This is a genomic window from Streptococcus canis (genome assembly GCF_900636575.1).
Taxonomy (GTDB): domain Bacteria; phylum Bacillota; class Bacilli; order Lactobacillales; family Streptococcaceae; genus Streptococcus; species Streptococcus canis.
This window is the reverse complement of the sequence record NZ_LR134293.1, coordinates 1463283-1487071: the sequence shown is the minus strand read 5'-3', so window position 1 is coordinate 1487071 and position 23789 is coordinate 1463283. Positions and strand designations below refer to the sequence as shown.

The following is a 23789-nucleotide window of genomic DNA, read 5'->3' as shown; positions in this document are numbered from 1 at the left end:
CTTGTTAACGCTCACAACCGTCAAAAAATTAATCTATAATAGATAAACTGTTTTATAAGATTACTGTTGAGGAATATTCAATAAGCCTGCTACTTCAAACTGCTCTGCAATTCCTAATAATAGGTCTTCTCTGCCTTTAGCAGCAATCAGTTGAATGCCCATTGGTAGGCCTTCTTTCGTTTCATAAGTCGGTAGACTGATAGCTGGCTGGCCAGTTAGATTAGGCAGGGCTGTGTAGGGATTAATGGCCAAACTCTTGTCAAACATCGCTTCTACCAAATCTAATTGCTCTTTGCTATTGAAAGCTTCAGCCTGAGCCAGTTTCGCCATAAGGTGAGAATCTGGGACAAGTTCCCCGTGTTTAGGGGCTGGTGTATTGGTTGTGAAGGTCAACAATAAATCATAGGTCTCATGAAAGCTAGCCATGGTTGCACTATAAGCATCCCATTTTTGAAGGACCTGTGAGTAACGCCAAGCAGGAATGTCTTTACCTGATTGGTAAATAGCCCAAGTCATGGTTTCCATATCGTCCTTGGTCATTGGGCGCCCAAAAGTGGTTTCAATACTAGCAAACATAGCAGCTGTTTCAACACTATTCATGGTGTAATAATGACGAATCGCTTCTGTCATGTTTATAGGAAACTCTTGCAATTCAACCAGATGATGTCCCTGCTCTGTTAGCCAAGTTACAGCTTGTCTTAAAGCTTCTGCGGTATCTAAAGATACTGGACTACCATCAATTAACCGTTGGTAAAAAGCAATTCTCAAGGGACGCTCGAGCGGTCGATAAATACTATCTTTTGATAATCTGGCAAGAGGAAATGGACTTTCCAATTGTTCTACCTGTAAATGGTAAAGCAAATTCTTGGTGTCTCTAACTGATTTGGTCAAAGCAAAATGAACTGAGGCTCCTTGCCAGCCTCTATAAGAACCAGGCCCAACAGGCATGCGTCCACGGCTAGGTTTCAAGCCAATTAAGCCATTGAAAGAGGCTGGAATCCGAATAGAGCCGCCCCCATCACTAGCAGGTGCTAATGGACTAATCCCAGATGATACCACGGCTGCTGCCCCACCTGATGAACCACCAGCATTTCGCGAGTTATCTTGAGGTAAAGAAACCGGACCATAGAGACGACTATCACTAATATTTTTAAAGCCAAATTCAGGCGTATTGGTTCGACCCAAAATAATAAAGCCTAAGGCTTCTAACCTTTGCACAAATAAATCGGTTTTAGTTGCATGATAGTCCTTGAATAGCTTGGAACCTGATGTTGATAAGTCTCCCTTTAGCTCTTGACCTAAATCCTTCAAAAAAATGGGAACTCCTGCAAAAGGTTTACCTGAAAAATCCCTTTGCCGGGCTTCTTCTAGGGCTGCTTCAAAGCGTTCTGAGGTAATGGCATTTAAGGTAGGATTTAACTTTTTTGCTTTTTGAATGGCCTGACCGACCAATTCTACTGGAGTGATTTGTCCGGCTTGAACTGCCGTAGCCATAGCTGTTGCATCTTGATAAGTCATGATGACTCTTCCTTTCTGACATTGTCTTTTTAAAACATCCTTTTTTATTAAAACACAAATCTCATCAAACCACCATTAAAAGAATAATAACCAGCAACCAAAAAAGACTACCCTAAGGCAGTCCTTGATGATGATACTTATCGAGGTGATCTTAAAGCCGTCCAATAGTAGGCCACCTCTTGGTAACCTTGATGCTCATACATGGCACGATTCTCTTCTTCTGAAATCAAGATAACCTTTTGATAGTCTTGACTGGCTCGGTACTGCAGATTGGTTCCAATGCCACACCCCCGATAGGTTTCCCTCACATAAAAGTCATCCATTTCAATGTAATCACCACATTCCCAAGCCGTGATGTCTCCAACAATATTATCTTGGTCAAGGGCAAGGTAAATAGCAGAGCCTTCCGTCAGTAAGTGGTTTTCATTATAGGCTTGCATTTGATTGGCATAGGTTTGACCATAATCAAGGTATCTTTCATATTTATAAGCTAGATAAGCCGAGAAGGTTTCTTTTGAGAGCGGCTCAATTCTTATCGGCTCAGTATGTCGCCAAGTTAGGTTTAAATGATCACGGGTACTGGTAAAGATGAGATGTTTTTCAAAGGCAAACCCTTTTGCTTCTAAAAACACTTGCAGTTCAGACGTCAGTTCCTGATTTTCTGCAAAAAAGACAAAAGCATAGTCACTGTCATAATCGGCCTGTTCCGTAGACAAATAAGCTAAATCTTCTTTTAAGTCTGCCACAGTGGGCATACGATAGTAACTAAGGTAATTTGAAAAATAACGCTCTGAAGTGATGGGATTTTTATAATGGTTAAAGCGTTCTGTTTTCTGATAAACAGGCTCTCCTGCTTCCAGTAAAGCTTTGTAAGACATAATGCATTCCTTTTTCCGTAAATCAAAGGGCTTAACGATAGTTTACCCTTGCCAATTCTTCTGATCTTCTTTGAATTTTTGAAGTAGCTGTAAGCCATCAGCAGTGATATAGCCTTGCTCCTTAGCTACTTTGATTAATTCGCTGTAGCTTGACAAGGTGACCAACCTCACACCTGCTTCTTCAAAATTCTTAGCAGCCTTAGCCAATTCGTAGGTAAAAATGGCAACCACTCCCAAAACATCAGCTCCCTCACGTCTAGCGGCAGCGGCGGCTGCCAGTACCGACCCACCTGTTGAAATTAAATCTTCAATAAGAACCATTTTCTGGCCTTTTAAAACTCGACCTTCAATCTGGTTTCCAGCGCCATGATCTTTAGGTTTGCTGCGGATATAAGCAAAAGGAAGCGACATCTTATCAGCAATAATGGCGCCATGGGGGATTCCTGCTGTGGCTGTACCAGCGATGACCTCAACTTCTGGGAAAGTTGCCTTGATAGTTTCCACAAACCCATTTTCAATGAGATTACGGGTTTCAGGATAAGATAAAGTAATGCGATTATCAGTGTAAATCGGGGATTTGATTCCAGAGGCCCAAGTAAACGGGTCTTCAGGCTTTAAATAAACAGCTTTAATATCAAGTAATTGAGTTGCAATTTGGCTTGCTAATGTCATGTTGAAATCTCCTAATTCTTTTTTATGCTGGTTGATTGCTCTGGTAGACACGAAATGGATTAACCTGCCCATTCAGCTTTTATCATATGGTAGGCAGCTACTGGATCTTCCGCCTGTGTAATAGGACGCCCCACCACAATATAATCACTTCCGATAGTCCTTGCTTGGGCTGGAGTCATGACTCGTTTTTGATCTCCTACTGCACTGCCTTTGGGGCGAATACCCGGGCTCAAACAAACAAATCCCGGAGGCGTTACAGCCTTAATAGCTTCTACTTCCTGTGCCGAACAAACTACTCCATCTAGTTGCGCTTTTGCTGCCCCTCGAGCATAATGCAACACAGATGCTAAAAGGCTAGATTGAATATTTTGATCTTCTCGCATTTGTTGTTCACTAGTTGACGTTAACTGCGTCACCGCAATTAAGGTTGGTCCTTGACCTAGCCCTTCTCGAGCAGCTCGAAGCATCTCAACTCCACCTGCAGCTTGAACAGTTGTCATGTCAATATCTAATTGTTTGAGTACTCTCATAGCGGCATAGACAGTATTTGGAATGTCATGCAACTTTAAATCCAAGAAGACATGATGTCCCAAACCTTTGATGTAACGAACAATGTCTGGCCCTTGGGCATAATACAATTCCATACCGACTTTAACATAGAGTTTTTCTTCTGCTGGGAAAAGCGAAAGAAATAATTTCACCTCATCAAATGACGGGAAATCTAAAGCAATAATAGGACGTTCTCCTGGCATAATCTTTCCTTTCTACAAATGCTGTCAGTAGAGCAAGCAAAAAACCTCACTTCCAAAGAAGCGAGGCTACACTAAACCAAGAGGGAAAAATCCCCTCTTTTTATCCTGTGTCCCTTGTTCGCCTCTCTGGACGTCACTTAAAGGTTTTCATTTAATGCTAACATTGTATCTTTTTTCTGAATAGAAGTCAACTAATGCCACTAATCCCTAGTCAGTCGGTTGATTGAGCTCAGCCGCTGCTGCTTTTGGACTTTGGTAATGTTTCATAAAGGCTTCTTCCTCAAGATTGACCAGTTTAATGTGGTCATAAAGAACTTCTGAAATAGGAATTTCCTTAAGAGACATGGCAATAATCTTTAAAGAAGAAAAGACATCAATCAAGACACCAAAAACACGAATCCGTTTATCACCAATAATGGCCTGAAAGACTTCTTTGGATTGGCATAAATCTATCAGATGATCCACTCCTTTAATCCAATTATCGACAATATCCAAAGTTTTGTTCATCAACTTAAAGGCTGATTCTTCATACCAAAAAGTGGACTCAATCAAGCGTTGCTGCGTATCCAAGGTATCAATGGCCGCAACAATGTCTCCCAACTCAGACTGTACTAAATAAGCTGGAAATTCTCCTCCAAGTATGGAAGGAGTTCGTTCTACGAGCTTCAGTTCATCACGAAAAAGAGTCAAATAGTGGATACTGACCAATAACTTTTGGATCAAGATTTGATGACTATTTTGTTCAGTAACATTCACACGACCACCACCCTTTGATTAGAAAAAAGCACACTTGTTAATACTATTAATATAACACAAGACAAATAAAAGGGCAACGAATTGATGGATCTATTACTTAAAATTAACAATCGGTTTTGCGACCTCTTTGTTGCATTTTCCCTTAACAACAGCCTTCTCTAAAGCCTTCTATTTTCTAAGACTTTTGTGCTTGCGTCTTTATTTTTTTTGGGATAGACTGTACTTATGAGAATTCAACAATTACATTATATTATTAAAATTGTCGAATGTGGCTCCATGAATGAAGCCGCTAAGCAGTTATTCATCACACAGCCAAGTCTATCTAATGCTGTTAAAGACTTGGAAAGCGAAATGGGAATCACCATTTTTATCCGTAACCCTAAAGGGATTACCCTGACTAAAGACGGGGTGGAATTTTTATCTTATGCCCGTCAAATCATCGAGCAAACATCGCTGTTAGAAGACCGCTATAAAAATCAAAATACAAGTCGCGAACTCTTTAGTGTCTCCTCACAACACTACGCTTTTGTGGTGAATGCCTTTGTCTCACTCCTCAAGCAGACCGACATGACCCAGTACGAACTCTTTTTGCGTGAGACAAGAACTTGGGAAATCATTGATGATGTCAAAAACTTTCGTTCTGAAATTGGTGTTCTCTTTATTAACGACTACAACCGAGATGTTTTGACGAAACTATTTGATGACAATCATTTGACGGTGACGCCTTTATTTAAGGCCCATCCCCATATTTTTGTCAGCAAATCAAATCCTCTGGCATCTAAAAAACTATTAGTCATGGACGACTTGATAGATTTTCCTTACCTGAGTTATGACCAAGGGATTCACAACTCTTTTTACTTTTCAGAAGAGATGATGTCTCAGATGCCCCACAGTAAATCAATTGTGGTCAGTGACCGTGCCACCCTCTTTAATTTAATGATTGGTTTAGACGGCTATACCGTTGCCAGTGGTATTCTAAATAGTAATCTAAATGGTGACCAGATTGTGGCTATCCCGCTAGATGTTCCTGACGAAATTGATATTGTTTTTATCAAGCATGAAAAAGCCAACTTGTCCAAAATGGGGGAACGTTTTATCGAATACCTTCTCGAAGAAGTAACCTTTGATTAATTTCTTTTTCAATCGTCATACGAAAAAAACACGGTAGCAAGACCATTCTCGGTCAAGTTATCGTGTCTTTTTGATAAATGCAACTAAGAAACTAGTCTGAATCGCCTAGCTCAGCTTTAATAATGGTATTCATCTGGTCAAAGTAAAAGGGCTCACGTCGGTAGTCAACGCCGGAAAAAGTTGCTAAAGCGATAATATTTTCCAAAAAAGTCTGAGAAGAAAAATGGGTTGTACGGTATAATTCTTCTTCATCAAAAGGCTTAATCAGATGAGCCAGAGGATTACGAACAGATTTTTCAAAGATTCTCAACGAAAGAACCAGGTCCTTGATTTCCTGAGGTAGGGAGGTCAAAGTCAACATGTCTGCCAAACTTTTGGTCGTCACATTGCGAGACTGCTTGTGAGACAGGTAGGCTTTGAAAACATCATGATTGGCCTCTTGCATAGCTTGAAAATCCCAAATATCGTATTGATCATTTTTCGAATCGATAACATAGATCCTAAATTGTGGAATTTCTGACGCTATGAGTCTGAGAAAAAGGCGGTAAAGAATAGGTGATACTGACCGAACGAAATCAATAATAGCACCGTTTTTTACCTTAACTTCTAAATCCAAAATGTAATTAGCAATCTGCTCATCTTCAAGCGATTGGTTAAGCCATAATGAACAGTGGTACTGGTCTTCAATAGCCCGATTCTCTGCGGCATGTTCCGACAAAAAGGCAAGGTTCAATTCTCTGCGCTCTTTTAACATCTCTAGTAAATAGAGGGCAGTTTTAGGAATATTCGGCAAGGCTTTTACAATCCTAAAGGCGTGATTATAAGCATAGACATCCAAAAGGATGTCTATTGTTTGGTTATTAGTCATTGGCAATTAAGGTTTCCAAACCAACCTTCATCATATCAGTGAAAGTTGTTTGACGTTCTTCAGCAGTGGTGTCTTCTGTTGGATCGTTCAAATTATCAGAAATCGTCATAATACCAAGAGCTTTAACATGGTGTTGAGCAGCTAAATAGTAAAGGGCTGCTGCTTCCATTTCAATGGCTTTGACTCCCATTTTCCCAAGAGCCATATTGCGCTCAGGCATGTTAGAGTAAAAGACATCAGAAGAAAGAACATTCCCAACGTGAGTGGTTACTCCCATTTCTTTAGCAATATGGTAAGCATTGTCAAGTAGCCCAAAATCAGCAATTTGTGGGAAATCAAATTCTGGGAAGTCATTACGAATAATGTTTGAGTTGGTTGCTGCTGCTTGGGCAAGCACCAATTCACGCACATGAACATCTGGGTCAATCGCACCCGCAGTACCGACACGAATCAATGTTTTGACACCGTAGTCAACGATTAATTCACGAGCATAGATAGAAATCGAAGGCATTCCCATACCAGTTCCCATAACAGAAACTCGGTGCCCTTTGTAAGTCCCAGTGTAACCAAACATGTTACGGACTTCATTGAAGCATACCGCATCTTCTAGGAAGTTTTCGGCGATAAATTTAGCGCGCAATGGGTCTCCGGGAAGAAGAATTTTATCAGCAATATCGCCTTGTTTGGCGGAAATATGGATAGACATAATGATATTAAGGGCGACCAGAAAGCGATTGGAATTTAGAAATCCGACACAGTGTGCAGACGCACAAGACAACTCATTTCCAAGATTTCTGGCCGTATTCCATTCAAACTGAATACGAACCCTTTCCTTTCGTTGGTTATGTTAACAAGAAAAGCTAGTGCCTGAGTTCAAAATCAATAGAACTCCTACCTTTGCTTTCGTGTTTAAAAGTTAAAAATGATAGAATAGCCGCCTAAACGCAATGATAACCATTCGACGTCCATTCTTTGCATAATGTTTAAATAAACGAGATTGAGCTCCAAGACAGCGTTCGCTCTCTTTTCTTTCGTGTTAACTGGTCAATAAATCAGAAGGGATGTCACTGCAATTTAGAGGGCAGTTAACATCTTTTTGTGATTACTTCTTAGTTTTTTTGTTGCGAACAGATTGGCTTATAAAAACCGTTCCTAAGCAAAACCAAGTCAAGACCATTGCTTTATGATGTGATTATCAACTGCGCCAAACTGACGACATAAAATAACATTCCTATAATATGATAACCCAGTTGATTTTGTTCCTTCTACAACTCTGCTAAGATAGCCTTAACAAGCCCTTTGAAATCTTCTTTGATGTGTTGGGTCACTTCCACAACTTCTTCGTGGTTCAATTCTGATTGGAAACCAGCTGCAAAGTTTGTAATAGCTGAAATACCAAGTACTTTAAGTCCAGAATGAGCAGCAACAATAACTTCTGGCACAGTTGACATACCAACAGCATCTGCTCCTAGTACTTTGAAAGCACGGATTTCTGCTGGGGTTTCATAAGTTGGACCAGTCAAGCCCATATAAACACCGTCTTCTAGCTTAATGTTCATTTTTTCAGCTACGTCATGTGCCTTATCACGGTAAACCTTAGTATAGGCATCAGACATATCAGGGAAGCGTGGACCAAACTCATCTAAGTTTTCACCGATCAATGGGTTATTTCCAGTCATGTTGATATGGTCTGTGATTGTCATCAAGGTACCTGGCCCATAGCCGATACCACCAGCTGCATTTGTGACAAGAACGCCTTCACACCCAAGAGCTTTCATGACACGAACAGGGAAAGTCACCACTTCAAGCGGGTTTCCTTCGTAAAAATGGAAACGTCCTTGTAAAGCAAGCACTTTCCGACCAGCTAAATCACCGTAAACTAATTTTCCAGCATGGCCAACAACAGTTGACTTGCCCCAGTTTGGAATATCAGCATAATCAATAACAATAGCATTGGTTACTTCTTCAGCAAGTTCACCAAGGCCTGAACCAAGAATTAATCCAAATTCTGGTGCTTCAATTCCTTTAGCAACCAAAAAGTCTTTTGTTTCGTTAATTTTCGTTATCAATGACATCTTTTTCTCCTTTTACCTCGATAGGGTTCATAATTTCGCCTTCCTCTTTCAGATAAGAACTAGGCAGGAGCAGGGGGATAGGAAGAATACTCAGAAGGACGACAAAGTCTTACTCCTTTACGAGTCACAACAATAGGACGATTAATCAGAATGGAATCCGCCAGCATCACCGTGATAATATCTTGCTCAGCTACTGCTTGGTTGGCTAATCCATGGGTCTCAAATTCAGAAACATTGCTTCGCAAAAACTCCCGAGCTGTCATTCCCATTTTGTGTAAGAGAGCAATCAAGGTCTCTCGCCTAGATAGTGTCTGCAAATACTCAATAATTGTTGGCTTAATGCCTACATGACAAATCATTGCAAGAACATTGCGTGAATTACCACAGTTTGAATTATGATAAATCGTGATTTCTTCCATTACCAACCACTAATACCAACCACTAACTTTTCCTTATTTTAAGTGACTGAGGAATGACTCCCCAATCATGGCTGTATCAACACCAAAGTTTTCTGCAACAGTCGCTGAAATATCGGCAAAATGACCTTGTGGAATGAGGCCAGTTCCAGTAAAGGAAGCTGAATAAGCAAGCAAGGGAATGTATTCGCGTGTATGGTCTGTCCCTGCATAAGTTGGGTCGTTACCGTGGTCAGCAGTGATGAGAAGTAAATCGTCTTCTTTCATATTTGAGATGATTTCTGGTAAGCGATTGTCGAATTCATGCAAGCAGTCTCGATAACCCTCTGGGTCACGACGGTGACCAAAATTGGCATCAAAATCAACAAGGTTAGTAAAGGAGAATCCCTTAGTGAACTCAGGTAGTTGGAGGGTCTTAATAAGGGTATCAATACCATGGCTGTTTGACTTATTGTGTCCCATGTCATTCGTAATACCTGAACCATTAAAGATGTCATTAATCTTACCAACGGCATAAGTCGGCACACCTGCGTCAGCCAATTTATTCAAAACCGTATCTTGGAAAGGAGACACCGCATAATCATGACGATTGGCCGTACGGGTAAAGTTTCCTGGTTCGCCTACATAAGGACGCGCAATGATACGACCTAAAAGAGCCGGACGCTCAAGCGTGATGGAGCGAGCATATTCACAAATCTTGTAAAGTTCTTCCACAGGAATAATGTCTTCATGGGCTGCAATTTGAAGCACTGGGTCTGCTGAGGTGTAAACAATCAACTCACCCGTTTCCATTTGACGTGGACCAAAATCATCAATAACAGCAGTTCCAGAATAAGGCTTGTTAGCCTCACGAATAATCTTACGACCCGAAAACTCCTCAATTTTAGTTAAAATCTCTTCTGGGAAACCATTCCAGAAAGTGTCAAAGGGTTCAGTAATGTTTAGTCCCATAATTTCCCAATGACCTGTCATGGTATCTTTTCCAAGGGATACTTCTTCCAATTTAGTCGCGTAACCAGTAGGATTTTCTTCTGCCGGAACAGTTTTTAGCGGCACTGGACGAGGGATGTTGCCAAGTCCAATTTTTGCCATATTAGGAACAGACAAGCCCGCTGTTTCTGAAATATGACCGAGTGTGTCAGAATCTGTATCAGCTACACCTGCATTAAAGAACTTGTCAGAATCTGGTGCTGCACCAATACCAACAGAGTCTAAAACGATCAAGTGAATACGATTAAATTTTGACATAAGTCTCCAATCTAGGGGAGGTTACGGTTGGCTCCCCAAAACCTATAAAATATTTTTAACACTGTTAATGTGCTAAGACTAGCCTACTTTAGGCGCTTCTAAAACAGTAACACCATCTTTGCTAGCAACAATCACCTTATCAACCATACCATTAAAGAGACCGTGTTCCACAACACCAACTGTCCCATCTAACAAACGACCAAAGGCAACAGGGTCTTCAATGCGACCTAAGTCAAGGTCAATAATGTAGTTTTGCATGTCGGTCACCAAACGACTGTCACCTTTCATACGAAAAGAAGGTTTGTACCCAGATTTTTCAAAGACACGGAACAAGCGGTCAGCACCATATTGAACCACTTCGACTGGTAATTTAAAGGCACCCAAATGCTCTACCATTTTAGAATCGTCCACAACCCAGATGTATTCTTTTGTCGGTGTTGCGACAATCTTTTCCATCAATAAAGCTGCACCGCCTCCCTTGATACCGTTGAAGTCTTTATCAACTTCATCAGCACCATCGACAGTGAGGTCAATGCTATCAATATCATCTATCGATTTCAAAGGAATGCCTAGACCTTCTGCTTGCTTACTGGTCACACTTGATGTCGTAACTCCCACTACTTGCAGTCCTTCTTCCTTTACACGACGACCAATTTCTTCAACAAAATAGTAGGCCGTTGACCCAGTTCCCAGTCCAATAGTCATGCCATCGGTCACATATTGCGCAGCGGTAACACCGGCAACTTTTTTGAGTGCTTCCATGATTCCCCCTTATAATAGAATTGCGTCTTAGCACTTTATTATACCATGAAAGCGACCACTTGTTAATGGAAATATCTGATTTTCATTCATAAGATCACAGAGGAATTGGCTTCTCCTATGTTTCCTTGTTTTTTGTTGTGTCCCCCTTTAAAAGATTAGCGCGCTTTAAGTTAAGAGCCACAACCAGATAGCAATACCTTGCTTTCTGGCAGGACTTGATTTAAAATAGAGGGCATGAGTATAACTAAAGAATTTGATACAATCACCGCCATTTCCACTCCTCTTGGTGAAGGAGCTATTGGCATTGTTCGCCTCTCTGGAACAGAGGCCCTTACCATCGCTAAATCTGTTTTTAAAGGAAAGGATTTGGAGAAAGTAACTTCCCACACCATTAATTATGGTCATATCGTTGATCCTAAAACAGAAGCTATTGTCGATGAGGTTATGGTTTCTGTCATGCTGGCCCCAAAAACCTTTACCCGTGAGAATGTTGTCGAAATTAACACCCACGGTGGCATTGCTGTGACAAATGAAATTTTGCAACTGTTGATTCGACAAGGGGCTAGAATGGCAGAGCCTGGCGAATTCACCAAGCGTGCTTTCTTAAATGGGCGTGTCGATTTGACTCAGGCTGAGGCTGTCATGGACATCATTCGTGCTAAAACAGACAAGGCTATGACGATTGCGGTCAAGCAGCTCGATGGCTCTCTTTCCCAGCTTATCAATAGTACCCGACAAGAAATTCTCAATACCTTGGCCCAAGTTGAAGTCAATATTGACTACCCTGAATACGATGATGTGGAAGAAATGACCACAGCTCTACTGCGTGAAAAAACACAAGAATTTCAAAACCTTTTGGAGAATCTTCTCCGAACAGCCAAACGAGGTAAAATTCTGCGTGAGGGCTTATCAACAGCTATTATTGGTCGTCCAAATGTTGGTAAATCAAGCTTACTTAATAATTTATTGCGAGAAGACAAGGCCATTGTCACTGATATTGCAGGAACCACTCGAGATGTCATTGAGGAATACGTTAACATCAAGGGAGTTCCCCTCAAGCTTGTCGATACGGCTGGCATTCGTGAGACAGATGATCTGGTCGAACAAATTGGTGTTGAACGGTCTAAGAAAGCCCTCCAAGAAGCTGACCTTGTTCTCCTTGTGCTGAATGCTTCTGAAAAATTGACCGAGCAAGACAGGGCTTTGTTAAATCTCAGTCAGGACAGTAACCGTATTATTTTACTGAACAAAGCCGATTTGGAACAAAAGATTGAGTTAGAGCAATTACCTGATGACTGCATCTCTATTTCCGTTTTAACCAATCATAATATTGACCTAATCGAAGATCGTATCAACCAGCTCTTCTTTGATAATGCTGGATTAGTGGAACAAGATGCTACTTATCTTTCAAACGCTCGCCACATTTCTCTAATTGAAAAAGCTGTGCAGAGTTTGAAAGCTGTCAATGAGGGCTTGGCACTTGGCATGCCAGTGGATTTATTACAGGTTGATCTAACAAGAACTTGGGAAATCCTTGGAGAAATTACAGGGGATGCTACTCCTGATGAACTCATTACCCAACTCTTTAGCCAATTCTGCCTTGGTAAATAACACAATACCCCTGCCGGAACAGTGTTCCGACTCTTCAAACCGCAGACAATCCCTATTTCATCTGGGTTTGTCTTTTTTTCAGTCTTCCTCTTGTCAAAAAGTGAAAAAATAGGTCAGAGAAGCCAAATAAAAAGACCTTCCTAACTATGATTTTGGTGTGTGTGTTTTGAGATTAAGGCAGGCTAACGCTAGCTCAAGTTTATCCTGCATCTTGGTCTTGCCTATCGGTTTCGTGTAAGGAAAGACAGGAGTAATCTCTTGGAAGAGGAGAAAGTAAGCAATGCTGGGTGTTTTATAACCAGAGTCTGCGATAAGGTCAGTTGGTTTGAGGTCTTTAATTTGGTCAAAGAGGTCGGGAAACGCCAGACTATCAGGAACATTCCCAGCGTGAATACTGTATCCTAGTACCCAAGCATATTTATCACAAGCTACTTGAGCATTGTAAGCAAAGACTTCCTTCACTTTTTTGTTTCTAGGCTCAGGCTGAAAAGTTTTCCCAAACCTTTTCACTGTTCTCCCTTATGAAACCAACCACTATCAGGATCCGTTGTCGATATTTTCTTACTTATGGGCTCTTTTTCTTTGGCGAGCCCTAGCAACTTTTTTCCCTGTTTCTCTCTATCCTTGGCAATTCCTCGCTCTAATTGGGCACTCATGAATTTAGCTTGCGCCTCGACCTCTTGATTGATGTATTTGTGATGATTAACGGCTGCCTTGATAGGATTACCGCCCACAAAGATTTCAGTAGGGTCAATCAAACCAGCATTCAGACAGAGCCCCAAGATATGAAAAAAGATAGCTTCAATGACTTGTTTATCTTGGAAACGACGGCTGTAGTTCTTGCCGTAAGTCGTAAAATGAGGCACCTTACCTTCTAGAGTCAATCCAAGAAACCAGCGGTAAGCCACATTGACGTCAATTTCTTTGATGGTTTGACGCATGGAACGAATGCCAAAGAGACATTAAATCATGGGAATTTTCACTAACATGACAGGGGCCAAACTAGGACGACCATTAGCCACACAATAGCTATCTTTCACTAAATCATAAATAAAAGAGAAATCAATAGCCTGATTAATTTGACGTAAGAGATGGTCTTTAGGAACCAATTCATCTAAACTATAAAAACCAACTTGATTGCGATTATAGTTAGGATTTTCTTTGTGGAACATAACCATTCCTCCCACTTTTTCCTATCTCTATTATAGCACTTCACATTACAAAAAGCCCTTAGAACAAGAATTCTAAGGACTTTGTCTTCAGTCTGATATTTGCTATATTTAAAAATTGATTCAACGTTTACCAAATATTTCAAAAATATTTACACTTTATTATTTAGCATACAAAATCAAAAGCCTATCGGAATTAATAATCTCGATAGGCTTTTCAAGAATTAATCTCGAAAAATTGAAACACTTTAATTAATTTTGTTGGAGAGAGATGCATAACTTAATTAAAGTGTTCACACCAATAAATGGCGAAAAGTTTAATGACATTTTAGGTCAAACGATTAATCCTCTTTTTTCTTAGAGTTCATCATATATGCCCCAGTTAGTAACCCCAATACACCAAGTAATACAAGTGGATTATTTGACTCTCCAGTAGAAGGTAATTCTTGGTTTTCCAATCTCTCACCTGAAGTATAATTCACTTTTAGAGGTATTAAAGTAGATTCACCTGGTACTTCTGGTTTGCCTGGTACCTCTGGTTTGCCTGGCACTTCTGGTTTGCCTGGCACTTCTGGTTTGCCTGGTACTTCTGGTTTGCCTGGCACTTCTGGTTTGCCTGGCACTTCTGGTTTGCCTGGTACTTCTGGTTTGCCTGGCACTTCTGGTTTGCCTGGTACTTCTGGTTTGCCTGGCACTTCTGGTTTACCTGGCACTTCTGGTTTACCTGGCACTTCTGGTTTGCCTGGTACTTCTGGTTTACCTGGCACTTCTGGTTTGCCTGGCACTTCTGGTTTGCCTGGTACTTCTGGTTTGCCTGGTACTTCTGGTTTGCCTGGTACTTCTGGTTTACCTGGTACTTCTGGTTTACAAGCACAATCACCGTCTTTACCATCTTTACCGTCTTTACCATCTTTGATGAACACATCTTCGGTGCTACCGTCTGGTTTTTCGATAGTGATGGTATGACCTGGTTGTCCGTCTTTGTCCTTACCTGGTGTCACAGTAATTTTTGGACTGATGCCATCTTTACCATTCAAGACGTTACTACGAGAAACTTCCTTACCGTCACCATCTTTCACAATGATAGTAGTTCCAATAGTTTTCCCTGAAGCATCCTTAATTGGTGTTTGCTCAACGGTTGGTGTTTTACCATCTTTACCGTCTTTTCCATCTTTACCGTCTTTGATGAACACATCTTCGGTGCTACCGTCTGGTTTTTCGATAGTGATGGTATGACCTGGTTGTCCGTCTTTGTCCTTACCTGGTGTCACAGTAATTTTTGGACTGATGCCATCTTTACCATTCAAGACGTTACTACGAGAAACTTCCTTACCGTCACCATCTTTCACAATGATAGTAGTTCCAATAGTTTTCCCTGAAGCATCCTTAATTGGTGTTTGCTCAACGGTTGGTGTTTTACCATCTTTACCGTCTTTTCCATCTTTACCGTCTTTGATGAACACATCTTCGGTGCTACCGTCTGGTTTTTCGATAGTGATGGTATGACCTGGTTGTCCGTCTTTGTCCTTACCTGGTGTCACAGTAATTTTTGGACTGACGCCATCTTTACCATTCAAGACGTTACTACGAGAGACTTCCTTACCGTCACCATCTTTCACAATGATAGTAGTTCCAATAGTTTTCCCTGAAGCATCCTTAATTGGTGTTTGCTCAACGGTTGGTGTTTTACCATCTTTACCGTCTTTTCCATCTTTACCGTCTTTGATGAACACATCTTCGGTGCTACCGTCTGGTTTTTCGATAGTGATGGTATGACCTGGTTGTCCGTCTTTGTCCTTACCTGGTGTCACAGTAATTTTTGGACTGACGCCATCTTTACCATTCAAGACGTTACTACGAGAAACTTCCTTACCGTCACCATCTTTCACAATGATAGTAGTTCCAATAGTTTTCCCTGAAGCATCCTTAATTGGTGTTTGCTCAACGGTTGGTGTTTTACCATCTTTACCGTCTTTTCCATCTTTACCGTCTTTGATGAACACATCTTCGGTGCTACCGTCTGGTTTTTCGATAGTGATGGTATGACCTGGTTGTCCGTCTTTGTCCTTACCTGGTGTCACAGTAATTTTTGGACTGATGCCATCTTTACCATTCAAGACGTTACTACGAGAAACTTCCTTACCGTCACCATCTTTCACAATGATAGTAGTTCCAATAGTTTTCCCTGAAGCATCCTTAATTGGTGTTTGCTCAACGGTTGGTGTTTTACCATCTTTACCGTCTTTTCCATCTTTACCGTCTTTGATGAACACATCTTCGGTGCTACCGTCTGGTTTTTCGATAGTGATGGTATGACCTGGTTGTCCGTCTTTGTCCTTACCTGGTGTCACAGTAATTTTTGGACTGACGCCATCTTTACCATTCAAGACGTTACTACGAGAAACTTCCTTACCGTCACCATCTTTCACAATGATAGTAGTTCCAATAGTTTTCCCTGAAGCATCCTTAATTGGTGTTTGCTCAACGGTTGGTGTTTTACCATCTTTACCGTCTTTTCCATCTTTACCGTCTTTGATGAACACATCTTCGGTGCTACCGTCTGGTTTTTCGATAGTGATGGTATGACCTGGTTGTCCGTCTTTGTCCTTACCTGGTGTCACAGTAATTTTTGGACTGACGCCATCTTTACCATTCAAGACGTTACTACGAGAAACTTCCTTACCGTCACCATCTTTCACAATGATAGTAGTTCCAATAGTTTTACCTGAAGCATCCTTAATTGGTGTTTGCTCAACGGTTGGTGTTTTACCATCTTTACCGTCTTTTCCATCTTTACCGTCTTTACCATCTTTACCGTCTTTGATAAGTTCTGATTGTATAATATCATCAACGCCCGGAGTATATTTCCCATCATTATTTGTATCAATATAGAAAGTAACTACTGTAATTCCTTGTTCTTCTAATCTGAGACTATCAACTTTCGGGGTTTTTCCGTCTAATCCATCACGTCCATTTTTAATATTAATGGTTGTATCTTCCTTACCTGGAATAGTAATTGTGACATCAGTGCTATTACCATCTGCTCCTGGCTTAGTTGTAATTGTTGGAGATAGTCCATCTTTACCTGCTGGACCCTGTTCACCACGATCTCCCTTAGGACCTACTGGACCGGTTTCACCACGCTCACCGCGTTCGCCATCTTTACCTGCTGGACCCTGTTCACCACGATCTCCTTTAGGACCTTGTTCACCACGTTCACCGGCAGGTCCAGCTGGCCCCATTGGACCTTGTGCTCCAGCATCTCCTTTGGGACCTTGTTCACCACGTTCACCGGTAGGTCCAGCTGGTCCCATTGGACCTTGTGCTCCAGCATCTCCTTTAGGACCTTGTTCACCACGTTCACCGGCAGGTCCAGCTGGTCCCATTGGACCTTGTGCTCCAGCATCTCCTTTAGGACCTTGTTCACCACGTTCACCGGCAGGTCCAGCTGGCCCCATTGGACCTTGTGCTCCAGCATCTCCTTTAGGACCTTGTTCACCACGTTCACCGGCAGGTCCAGCTGGTCCCATTGGACCTTGTGCTCCAGCATCTCCTTTAGGACCTCTAGGAAATTGTGACATGTTTTCTTGGGATATTCCAACCTTAACGATTCTAGGAGATGGTTCTTTAATTTCTGGTTTTCCAATCGGTAATCCTAAGAGTGTCTGATTGCCAAACTGATGTGTCCTATAAGCTGTTGTTTTTATTCCTGGTGTTCCTTCGCTAATAACTTGAGTTACACCTTCTTGAAGTTCTGTTGTAGGAATATATAATGTTGGAGCAGGTATTTCTTCTTTAACTTTTGTAGCTCCTTGAGTATAGTCAGGATTAAAATCAGAATCTATTGGCGCATTTCCATAATAATAATTATCATTACTGTATGGGTCATGAGTTTTATTTCCACCAATTTGTGCACTATAAGCAGTTACCATTAATCTGGTTGACAAATCTCCACTTTGATCTTTTATTGGTAAAGAAAATGTAATAACTTGAGGAGTTCGAGGTGAGGTAGCTTTTGGATTACCACCACTCCACTCAGCCGGAGATTTTAAACCAAGAGCTCCTGGAGCCTGAGTACTATATCCTTTACCTAATTTCAGTGTTTGATTTTTTCCATTAGTGGTTACTGTGACATCAATCTCCCCATTTATATTGTATCCGCTCCCAGGATACAAGAAGAAATCATTTCTAAAATGCTCTTTAGAATTTTCAGCATGATAAGTAATTGTAAAATCTACTTTATTACCATTTTTTTGGGCTTTTACTTCATAATTAATTGGAATCCCACCAAAACCATATCCTGTACCTTTCACCATAACTGGATTTTTACTGGCATCAATCGGAGCAATAGAATCTTCCTTTCGAAGAACTGGATGATCATTAATCGTCTGAGAAAGAACGGTCTGCCTTCTAACATGCCCCAATTGTTCTCTATAGTCATCAACACCATTAGTTAAGATGTAATCTTTTGCAGAAACTTCTCCAACTTTTGGCCAGTTAGCTACGTCTGGATTCGCAATCACAGCTTGTTCAAAAACTGTTTTCAATTGAGGATATTTCTTAAAATCAATTGAGGAAATATTATCAACATTAACTAATTTTTCCAAATCAGCAAAAGTCATGTTTTCAATGTCTAAATCCTTAACATTTGATAGATGACTGTTTGAGACTCTTTGAGTCTCTGTTTCGTCATCTTTTACGACTTCTACCTGCTCGCTAGATGATACTGCAATTTCTGAATCCTGATTTTCTGCTATCAATTCAGATGTGGAAGAAGATGCAACTTGCAACGTTTTATTGGCTTCTTTGTCTTGTGTCTCTGGGATCGCTACCTCCTCAGCATTCGTACCTACAATAGGTTCCGCTGACACTGTAGAATTAGAATGAGATACATCTGTAGATGACATTGCTGAAGTTGTCGTATCTGCCGCTGGACTTATTACATCTGAGGTAGGCTGTGTAGCAGTAACTTCCGGTTTTACTTCAGCCGCTTGTGTTACCTCCGCACTCATAGCACTTGACTCATCCGCCAAAACAGAATGACTATTCATTCCTAAAAATAATAACCCGACTAATACAGAAGCAGCACCAAACTTAAACTTCTTAATCGAAAAGCGTTGTTTCGTCTGTGAAGCATCGTATTGTGTCCCTCTTGCCTTACTAAACATACGTAGTCTCCTTTTTTATTTTGTATATTTTTATACAAAATTAAGTCTACCTGTTTAGGAGTTTGATTAGAATATCTCTATTTATTTATATTTTCTCATGTGTTTTTTTTTTTTTCTAATAAAGCGTATTTAATTTTTTTGATCATTTTTGGTATTTTTAACTTTTAGAGGTGATATCGATTGACTTTCTTAGAATCTTTTTTAGAATTATTACTATAAATCAAAAAGAGGAGGTGCTCATCATAAACTCTTTACTGTTAAAATCATTACATAGCACTTTAAAATTATCTATTACCGTTTGTGACAGATCCTTTACAGTTCTAACAGAGTATAAATCAGATAAAACCGTTTCTCTTTATTATGACCATCATCTTATCTTAAATGAGTTTAGTAAAACCAAAGAGAATTTCTTATTTCACTATGGGTTTATGGGAGAATTGTTCCTTGCTCTTCGCACAGACAATCACTACGTCATTATTGGTCCTTGGAGGAGTAATGCCATTGATCCTTTACTCTTTAAAAGGAAAATGAACGAAGCTCATATTGAGAACGATGAACAAAATTATTTCTTTGAGAAGTTGGTTCAACTTCCTTTCTTCCCCCTCAGTCAAATTAGAGAGCTACTTATTTTAGTTAACTATTGTTTAACTGGGAAAATTGAAGATTTGTTGTCAGCCCCTTTACATCACTATACAAAAGGGTGGAGCAATGCTTTTGATTTAAATAAAATCAAACAGTTGTCTGTCGAAAATAGTAATACCTATACTTATCAATACCAGTATGAAACTAGGATTTTACAAGCTGTTAAATCTGGGAAGGAAGAGCTTTTAAGAGAAACTGTAAGTCAATTAAGCAATGCCGTTTCTGCTACGTTAAGTGGCGATGAATTACGGTCCGAGAAGAATTACTCTATTATGATTTATGATCGTTTAGCTCAAGGAGCTGTTCACTCTGGCCTTGATATTGAGACAGCCTATCAATCGCGAGATCGCTTTGTTACAGAAACAGAACAAGCTCAATCATTACACGCTGTTTTGAAGTTACGCGATACAGCTATTCTATTTTACACTCAACAAGTGTCGGGGATTAAACAAAAACTAGTATCACAATATTCTCAAACAGTTATTGGGGTTATTCAATATCTTGAAAATAACCTCAATCGAGCTATTAAGACTGCGGAAATAGCCAGACAGTTTCACATGAGTGAATCTAAATTACGAAAGTTATTTAAACAAGAAAAGCACATGACCATTCTACAATATTTTCTTCATTTAAAAATTGAAGTGGCTAAACAGTTATTAGAGGAAGGAAAAACATTGGCTCACATTGCGGAATTACTCCAATTCTCAACATCAGCTAATTTTTCACGTACCTTCAAAAGAGTGGTTGGGATCAGTCCATTAAAGTATGCGCAGCAAAATAATTTGGCGAGTCAGCAGACCAGTAAAGGACAGACTCAAAAAGATCCAGAGGAGAGCCACTGATGACAGGCTCCTCTCTGGATCTTTTTTATGAAGTAATTTTTAGTTATGATCTTAATCAACTATACTAAAGCAAAAGAGGAACATTTTGAGTTGATTCCCCTTAGTATTGCTCAGCTTGTTCAATATCCTCCTGCACTTTCTGAGGTTAAATCTTAAAACTCTCAAACAATTACTTAGCAATTAAGTCATCTATCATTCATTTCTTGCCATAACTCAAGTTCTGATAGATACACAATATTAGAGTTTCAACTTTAGATTTATAGATGTGACACTCTTACCCCTACCTAGCACCAAATTGACTAAAAGTAGAAAAAAATTTTTGTATTATTAATGAACTCTACTTTTTATATTTACCATTCAGTTTTTTCTCTCTTTACCAATTATCCATATGACGAGAGCCGTATACAACACTAACTATAATCACCTCAGCTTTACAATTGGCTTGAGCACCTTTATTGTATCGCGTTTAGAAATTTTTTTATAACATCCGATACGCACCCGAATAGCGGATGGTTTATTGTTTCGCACCTACGGATCGAAACAGACTAAAGTCACTAAATAAAACCCCACCAAGACCTAGACTTTGGTGGGGTTTTGGTGGGGAATGAAATTATTCCTCTGATTTTTAATCGCTCTAAGCAATTCTAAAACCTTGATTTACTAGACTTCCGCAATCAAATTGCGTTACTCTATTATTTAAGAGTAATTGTTGCTCCAGCTTCTTCAAGTTTGGCCTTGATTTCTTCAGCTTCTGCAGCAGCAACACCTTCTTTAACGTTAGCAGGTGCACCATCAACAAGACCTTTAGCTTCTTTAAGACCAAGACCTGTGATTTCACGAACAGCTTTGATAACGCCAACTTTTTTGTCGCCAGCAGATGTCAATTCAACGTCGAATGAATCTTTAGCAGCTTCTTCAGCACCACCAGCAGCAGCAACTGCTACAGGAGCAGCTGCAGTTACACCAAATTCTTCTTCGATAGCTTTTACAAGATCGTTAAGCTCAAGGATTGAAGCTTCTTTAATTTCAGCAATAATGTTTTCAATGTTCAATGCCATTGTTATTTCCTCCAAATAATTAATTTAAAATGTTAAATGTAGCTCTAGGCTACGTTGAGACGACTTAAGCAGCGCCTTCTTTGTTTTCTGCAACAGCTTTGACAGCGTATGCAACGTTGCGAACTGGAGCTTGAAGTACAGAAAGAAGCATAGAAAGCATTCCTTCGCGGTTTGGCAATGTTGCAAGTGCTTGGATTTCTTCTTTTGAAGAAACAACGCCTTCGATTGCACCACCTTTGATTTCAAGTGCGTCAGCAGTTTTAGCAAAGTCATTGATAACTTTAGCTGGTGCGATAACATCTTCGTTAGAAAATGCTACTGCAGATGGTCCTACGAATACGTCTTTCAACTCGTCAAGACCTGCTTTTTCAGCTGCACGAGTCAAAATTGAGTTTTTGATAACTTTGAACTCAACGCCACTTTCACGAAGTGAACGACGAAGAACAGTATCTTGATCAACTGTAAGACCACGTGAATCAACAACAACGATACTTGCTGCTGCTTTCATTTTCTCAGCAATAAGTTCGACTTGTTCAGCTTTTTTAGCAATAATTGCTTCACTCATTAGTTTTACCTCCGTTTTTATTTTTGGGCTAGGCACAAAAAAATCGCACCTAAACCTAGACACGAAAGTACAAATACGTTATTTTCTTTAATCACGTTTTGTGCCTCGGCAGGAATATTATGAGCACACTCCCCTGCTGTCTTAGGTCAGTTTTTTATCAAAACCTTAATCATTATACCTTTTTAAAAAGGCCATGTCAATAAATAATTCTAAAAAATAAATTTCGGTTAAATCTGGTTAAATCTCAAAGTAACTTCTAGGTGTCGTTGAAAACTAGAAATTAGACTGAGACAGAAAAATAAGGTAGAACTTACTTTGGGACAAGTATGGTATCTATTGAATAGGTTACACTAAACTAGACAGTCTTATAAAGTGTTCTACACTAAAGAAAATAGGAGAATATTATGTCTAGAAAAATACGTCGCCACTTCGCCGACGACTTTAAGCAACAAATCGTTGACCTTCACAATGCAGGGATGAAACGAAGTGAGCTTATCAAAGAATATGAGTTAACCCCATCAACCTTCGATAAGTGGGTGCGTCAGGCAAAAACAACTGGTTCCTTTAAAACTATTGATAATCTTACAGATGAGCAGCGTGAGCTGATGGAACTCCGAAAGCGTAATAAAGAACTCGAAATGCAGCTAGATATCCTAAAGCAAGCGGCGGTGATTATGGCACGAAAAGAGAAGTAATCACTGCTAACAAAGACAAATATAGTATTTCAGCCATGTGTCGGTGGTTGGGTATTCCTCGTTCTAGCTATTACTACAAAGCTGTGGAATCCGTATCTGATACCGAGCTTGAAGAAAAAATCAAAGCTATTTTTCTCGAAAGTAAGGCCAGATACGGGGCTAGGAAAATCAAGAAATGTTTGAAAAATGAAGGCATCCAGCTGTCTCGTCGTCGGATTCGTCGCATCATGCACAGACTCAACTTAGTATCCGTTTACCAGAAAGCAGCCTTCAAGCCATATTCAAAAGGGAAGAATGAGGCAGCTATTCCTAATCACTTAGCCAGACAATTTCATCAAGAAAAGCCTCTAAAAGCTTTAGTGTCAGACTTAACCTACGTTCGTGTCGGTAATGGTTGGGCTTATGTTTGCTTGATTATTGACCTCTTCAATCGTGAAATCATCGGTCTGTCAGTTGGTTGGCACAAGACCCCCGAATTGGTCAAACAAGCGATTCAGAGCATCCCTTACGCTCTGACCAAAGTCAAGATATTCCAGTCAGATCGTGGGAAGGAGTTTGATAATACTTTGATTGATGACATGTTGGAGGCCTTCGGAATCACCCGCTCTCTTAGTCAAGCAGGTTGTCCTTACGACAATGCCGTTGCTGAAAGTACCTATCGTGCTTTCAAAATGGAATTTGTCCACCAGGAAACTTTCCAGACGCTAGAAGAATTGGCCCTCAAAACTAAGGACTATGTCCACTGGTGGAATCACCACCGCATTCACAGCTGCCTCAACTACCAAACACCGATGACCAAACGTTTAGTCGTTTAGAAAAAGCACTTTATAAAATCTGTACAGAAAAGTGTTGCCTTTTCACTAAAACATGTCAGAAAGAAATTTAAGACAGGTTGATGTTTTGGGACCATTCAAAACAACATAGCTCTAAAACGGATTGTACTGGATGCCATTACCTGAACTG

General features: G+C 40.2%; 16 protein-coding genes, 4 pseudogenes and 1 other annotated feature. Of the genes and pseudogenes, 4 read left to right on the top strand and 16 right to left on the bottom strand.

Annotated elements, in window-relative coordinates; genetic code table 11:
• Positions 1-60: 60 nt before the first annotated feature.
• The 5 genes from EL097_RS07540 to EL097_RS07520 form a co-directional block, all read right to left on the bottom strand.
• Positions 61-1518, bottom strand: a complete 1458-nt coding sequence (locus tag EL097_RS07540; protein ID WP_129545008.1) for an amidase — start codon at positions 1516-1518, stop codon at positions 61-63.
• 137 nt (positions 1519-1655) lie between these two features.
• A complete protein-coding gene (locus EL097_RS07535) occupies positions 1656-2396 on the bottom strand; it encodes a GNAT family N-acetyltransferase (RefSeq protein WP_003048676.1) in 741 nt (246 codons plus the stop codon).
• Between the two features lie 42 nt (positions 2397-2438).
• Positions 2439-3068, bottom strand: a complete 630-nt coding sequence (gene pyrE / locus EL097_RS07530) for an orotate phosphoribosyltransferase (RefSeq protein WP_003048678.1) — start codon at positions 3066-3068, stop codon at positions 2439-2441.
• A gap of 59 nt (positions 3069-3127) precedes the next feature.
• The gene (pyrF, locus tag EL097_RS07525) at positions 3128-3820 is read right to left on the bottom strand and encodes an orotidine-5'-phosphate decarboxylase (RefSeq protein WP_003048680.1); all 693 of its coding nucleotides are present in this window, start codon (positions 3818-3820) and stop codon (positions 3128-3130) included.
• A gap of 207 nt (positions 3821-4027) precedes the next feature.
• A complete protein-coding gene (locus EL097_RS07520; RefSeq protein WP_003048682.1) occupies positions 4028-4576 on the bottom strand; it encodes a hypothetical protein in 549 nt (182 codons plus the stop codon).
• A 225-nt stretch (positions 4577-4801) separates the two neighbouring features.
• Between EL097_RS07520 and EL097_RS07515 the strand changes: the two genes are divergently transcribed.
• Complete coding sequence (locus EL097_RS07515) at positions 4802-5707, top strand: LysR family transcriptional regulator (RefSeq protein WP_003048684.1); 906 nt, start codon at positions 4802-4804, stop codon at positions 5705-5707.
• A 91-nt stretch (positions 5708-5798) separates the two neighbouring features.
• On the opposite strand, the gene EL097_RS07510 is transcribed toward EL097_RS07515, so the two are convergent.
• The 6 genes and pseudogenes from EL097_RS07510 to rpiA all read right to left on the bottom strand — a co-directional run bounded on the left by EL097_RS07510 (position 5799) and on the right by rpiA (position 11076).
• Complete coding sequence (locus EL097_RS07510) at positions 5799-6575, bottom strand: hypothetical protein (RefSeq protein ID WP_003048685.1); 777 nt, start codon at positions 6573-6575, stop codon at positions 5799-5801.
• Positions 6568-7281: a purine-nucleoside phosphorylase gene (gene deoD, locus EL097_RS07505; protein WP_003048687.1), complete on the bottom strand. Its 714-nt coding sequence runs from the start codon at positions 7279-7281 to the stop codon at positions 6568-6570. Before deoD ends, EL097_RS07510 begins: the two co-directional genes overlap by 8 nt.
• Positions 7282-7840: 559 nt before the next feature.
• Positions 7841-8650 carry a purine-nucleoside phosphorylase gene (locus tag EL097_RS07500; RefSeq protein ID WP_003048689.1) on the bottom strand — a complete coding sequence of 270 codons (810 nt, stop codon included), beginning with the start codon at positions 8648-8650 and terminating at the stop codon, positions 7841-7843.
• Positions 8628-9069, bottom strand: a pseudogene (locus EL097_RS07495) (arsenate reductase family protein). The gene EL097_RS07500 and the pseudogene EL097_RS07495 overlap by 23 nt, the downstream one beginning before the upstream one ends.
• 33 nt (positions 9070-9102) lie before the next feature.
• Positions 9103-10314 (bottom strand): phosphopentomutase, encoded by a 1212-nt coding sequence (locus tag EL097_RS07490; protein ID WP_003048692.1) that lies wholly within the window; start codon positions 10312-10314, stop codon positions 9103-9105.
• Between the two features lie 78 nt (positions 10315-10392).
• A complete protein-coding gene (gene rpiA, locus EL097_RS07485; RefSeq protein ID WP_003048693.1) occupies positions 10393-11076 on the bottom strand; it encodes a ribose-5-phosphate isomerase RpiA in 684 nt (227 codons plus the stop codon).
• A gap of 234 nt (positions 11077-11310) precedes the next feature.
• Here rpiA and mnmE point away from each other — a divergent pair, with 234 nt between their 5' ends.
• Positions 11311-12687 (top strand): tRNA uridine-5-carboxymethylaminomethyl(34) synthesis GTPase MnmE, encoded by a 1377-nt coding sequence (mnmE, locus tag EL097_RS07480; protein ID WP_003048696.1) that lies wholly within the window; start codon positions 11311-11313, stop codon positions 12685-12687.
• Positions 12688-12894: 207 nt separating this feature from the next.
• On the opposite strand, the pseudogene EL097_RS07475 reads toward mnmE, so the two are convergent.
• From EL097_RS07475 to EL097_RS11240, 3 pseudogenes are all read right to left on the bottom strand, one after another.
• Positions 12895-13859 (bottom strand): annotated as a pseudogene (locus tag EL097_RS07475) (transposase); the annotation flags it as partial.
• A 338-nt stretch (positions 13860-14197) separates the two neighbouring features.
• Positions 14198-16225: pseudogene (locus tag EL097_RS11245) on the bottom strand (collagen-flanked surface repeat-containing protein); the annotation flags it as partial.
• 126 nt (positions 16226-16351) lie between these two features.
• Positions 16352-19024, bottom strand: a pseudogene (locus EL097_RS11240) (YSIRK-type signal peptide-containing protein); the annotation flags it as partial.
• Between the two features lie 239 nt (positions 19025-19263).
• On the opposite strand from EL097_RS11240, the gene EL097_RS07455 reads away from it, so the two are divergent.
• Positions 19264-20508 (top strand): YSIRK-targeted surface antigen transcriptional regulator, encoded by a 1245-nt coding sequence (locus EL097_RS07455; RefSeq protein ID WP_025195529.1) that lies wholly within the window; start codon positions 19264-19266, stop codon positions 20506-20508.
• 692 nt (positions 20509-21200) lie between these two features.
• On the opposite strand, the gene rplL is transcribed toward EL097_RS07455, so the two are convergent.
• Positions 21201-21566: a 50S ribosomal protein L7/L12 gene (gene rplL, locus EL097_RS07450; RefSeq protein WP_003043797.1), complete on the bottom strand. Its 366-nt coding sequence runs from the start codon at positions 21564-21566 to the stop codon at positions 21201-21203.
• 64 nt (positions 21567-21630) lie between these two features.
• Positions 21631-22131, bottom strand: coding sequence for a 50S ribosomal protein L10 (rplJ, locus tag EL097_RS07445; RefSeq protein WP_003043801.1), 501 nt, complete (start codon positions 22129-22131; stop codon positions 21631-21633).
• Positions 22132-22159: 28 nt separating this feature from the next.
• Positions 22160-22295 (bottom strand) — a sequence feature (ribosomal protein L10 leader region).
• 240 nt (positions 22296-22535) lie between these two features.
• On the opposite strand from rplJ, the gene EL097_RS07440 reads away from it, so the two are divergent.
• Positions 22536-23641, top strand: a protein-coding gene (locus EL097_RS07440; protein ID WP_086014927.1) for an IS3 family transposase whose coding sequence is annotated in 2 segments (ribosomal slippage) — positions 22536-22812 and positions 22812-23641 — 1107 coding nt in all. Because the reading frame shifts where the segments join, the coding sequence is not laid out codon by codon here.
• Positions 23642-23789 lie beyond the last annotated feature (148 nt).

Coding starts and splice junctions, on each gene's coding strand:
- EL097_RS07540 (WP_129545008.1), bottom strand. CDS start 1,518: ATGACTTATCAAGATGCAACAGCTATGGCTACGGCAGTTCAAGCCGGA.
- EL097_RS07535 (WP_003048676.1), bottom strand. CDS start 2,396: ATGTCTTACAAAGCTTTACTGGAAGCAGGAGAGCCTGTTTATCAGAAA.
- pyrE (WP_003048678.1), bottom strand. CDS start 3,068: ATGACATTAGCAAGCCAAATTGCAACTCAATTACTTGATATTAAAGCT.
- pyrF (WP_003048680.1), bottom strand. CDS start 3,820: ATGCCAGGAGAACGTCCTATTATTGCTTTAGATTTCCCGTCATTTGAT.
- EL097_RS07515 (WP_003048684.1), top strand. CDS start 4,802: ATGAGAATTCAACAATTACATTATATTATTAAAATTGTCGAATGTGGC.
- EL097_RS07510 (WP_003048685.1), bottom strand. CDS start 6,575: ATGACTAATAACCAAACAATAGACATCCTTTTGGATGTCTATGCTTAT.
- deoD (WP_003048687.1), bottom strand. CDS start 7,281: ATGTCTATCCATATTTCCGCCAAACAAGGCGATATTGCTGATAAAATT.
- EL097_RS07500 (WP_003048689.1), bottom strand. CDS start 8,650: ATGTCATTGATAACGAAAATTAACGAAACAAAAGACTTTTTGGTTGCT.
- EL097_RS07490 (WP_003048692.1), bottom strand. CDS start 10,314: ATGTCAAAATTTAATCGTATTCACTTGATCGTTTTAGACTCTGTTGGT.
- rpiA (WP_003048693.1), bottom strand. CDS start 11,076: ATGGAAGCACTCAAAAAAGTTGCCGGTGTTACCGCTGCGCAATATGTG.
- mnmE (WP_003048696.1), top strand. CDS start 11,311: ATGAGTATAACTAAAGAATTTGATACAATCACCGCCATTTCCACTCCT.
- rplL (WP_003043797.1), bottom strand. CDS start 21,566: ATGGCATTGAACATTGAAAACATTATTGCTGAAATTAAAGAAGCTTCA.
- rplJ (WP_003043801.1), bottom strand. CDS start 22,131: ATGAGTGAAGCAATTATTGCTAAAAAAGCTGAACAAGTCGAACTTATT.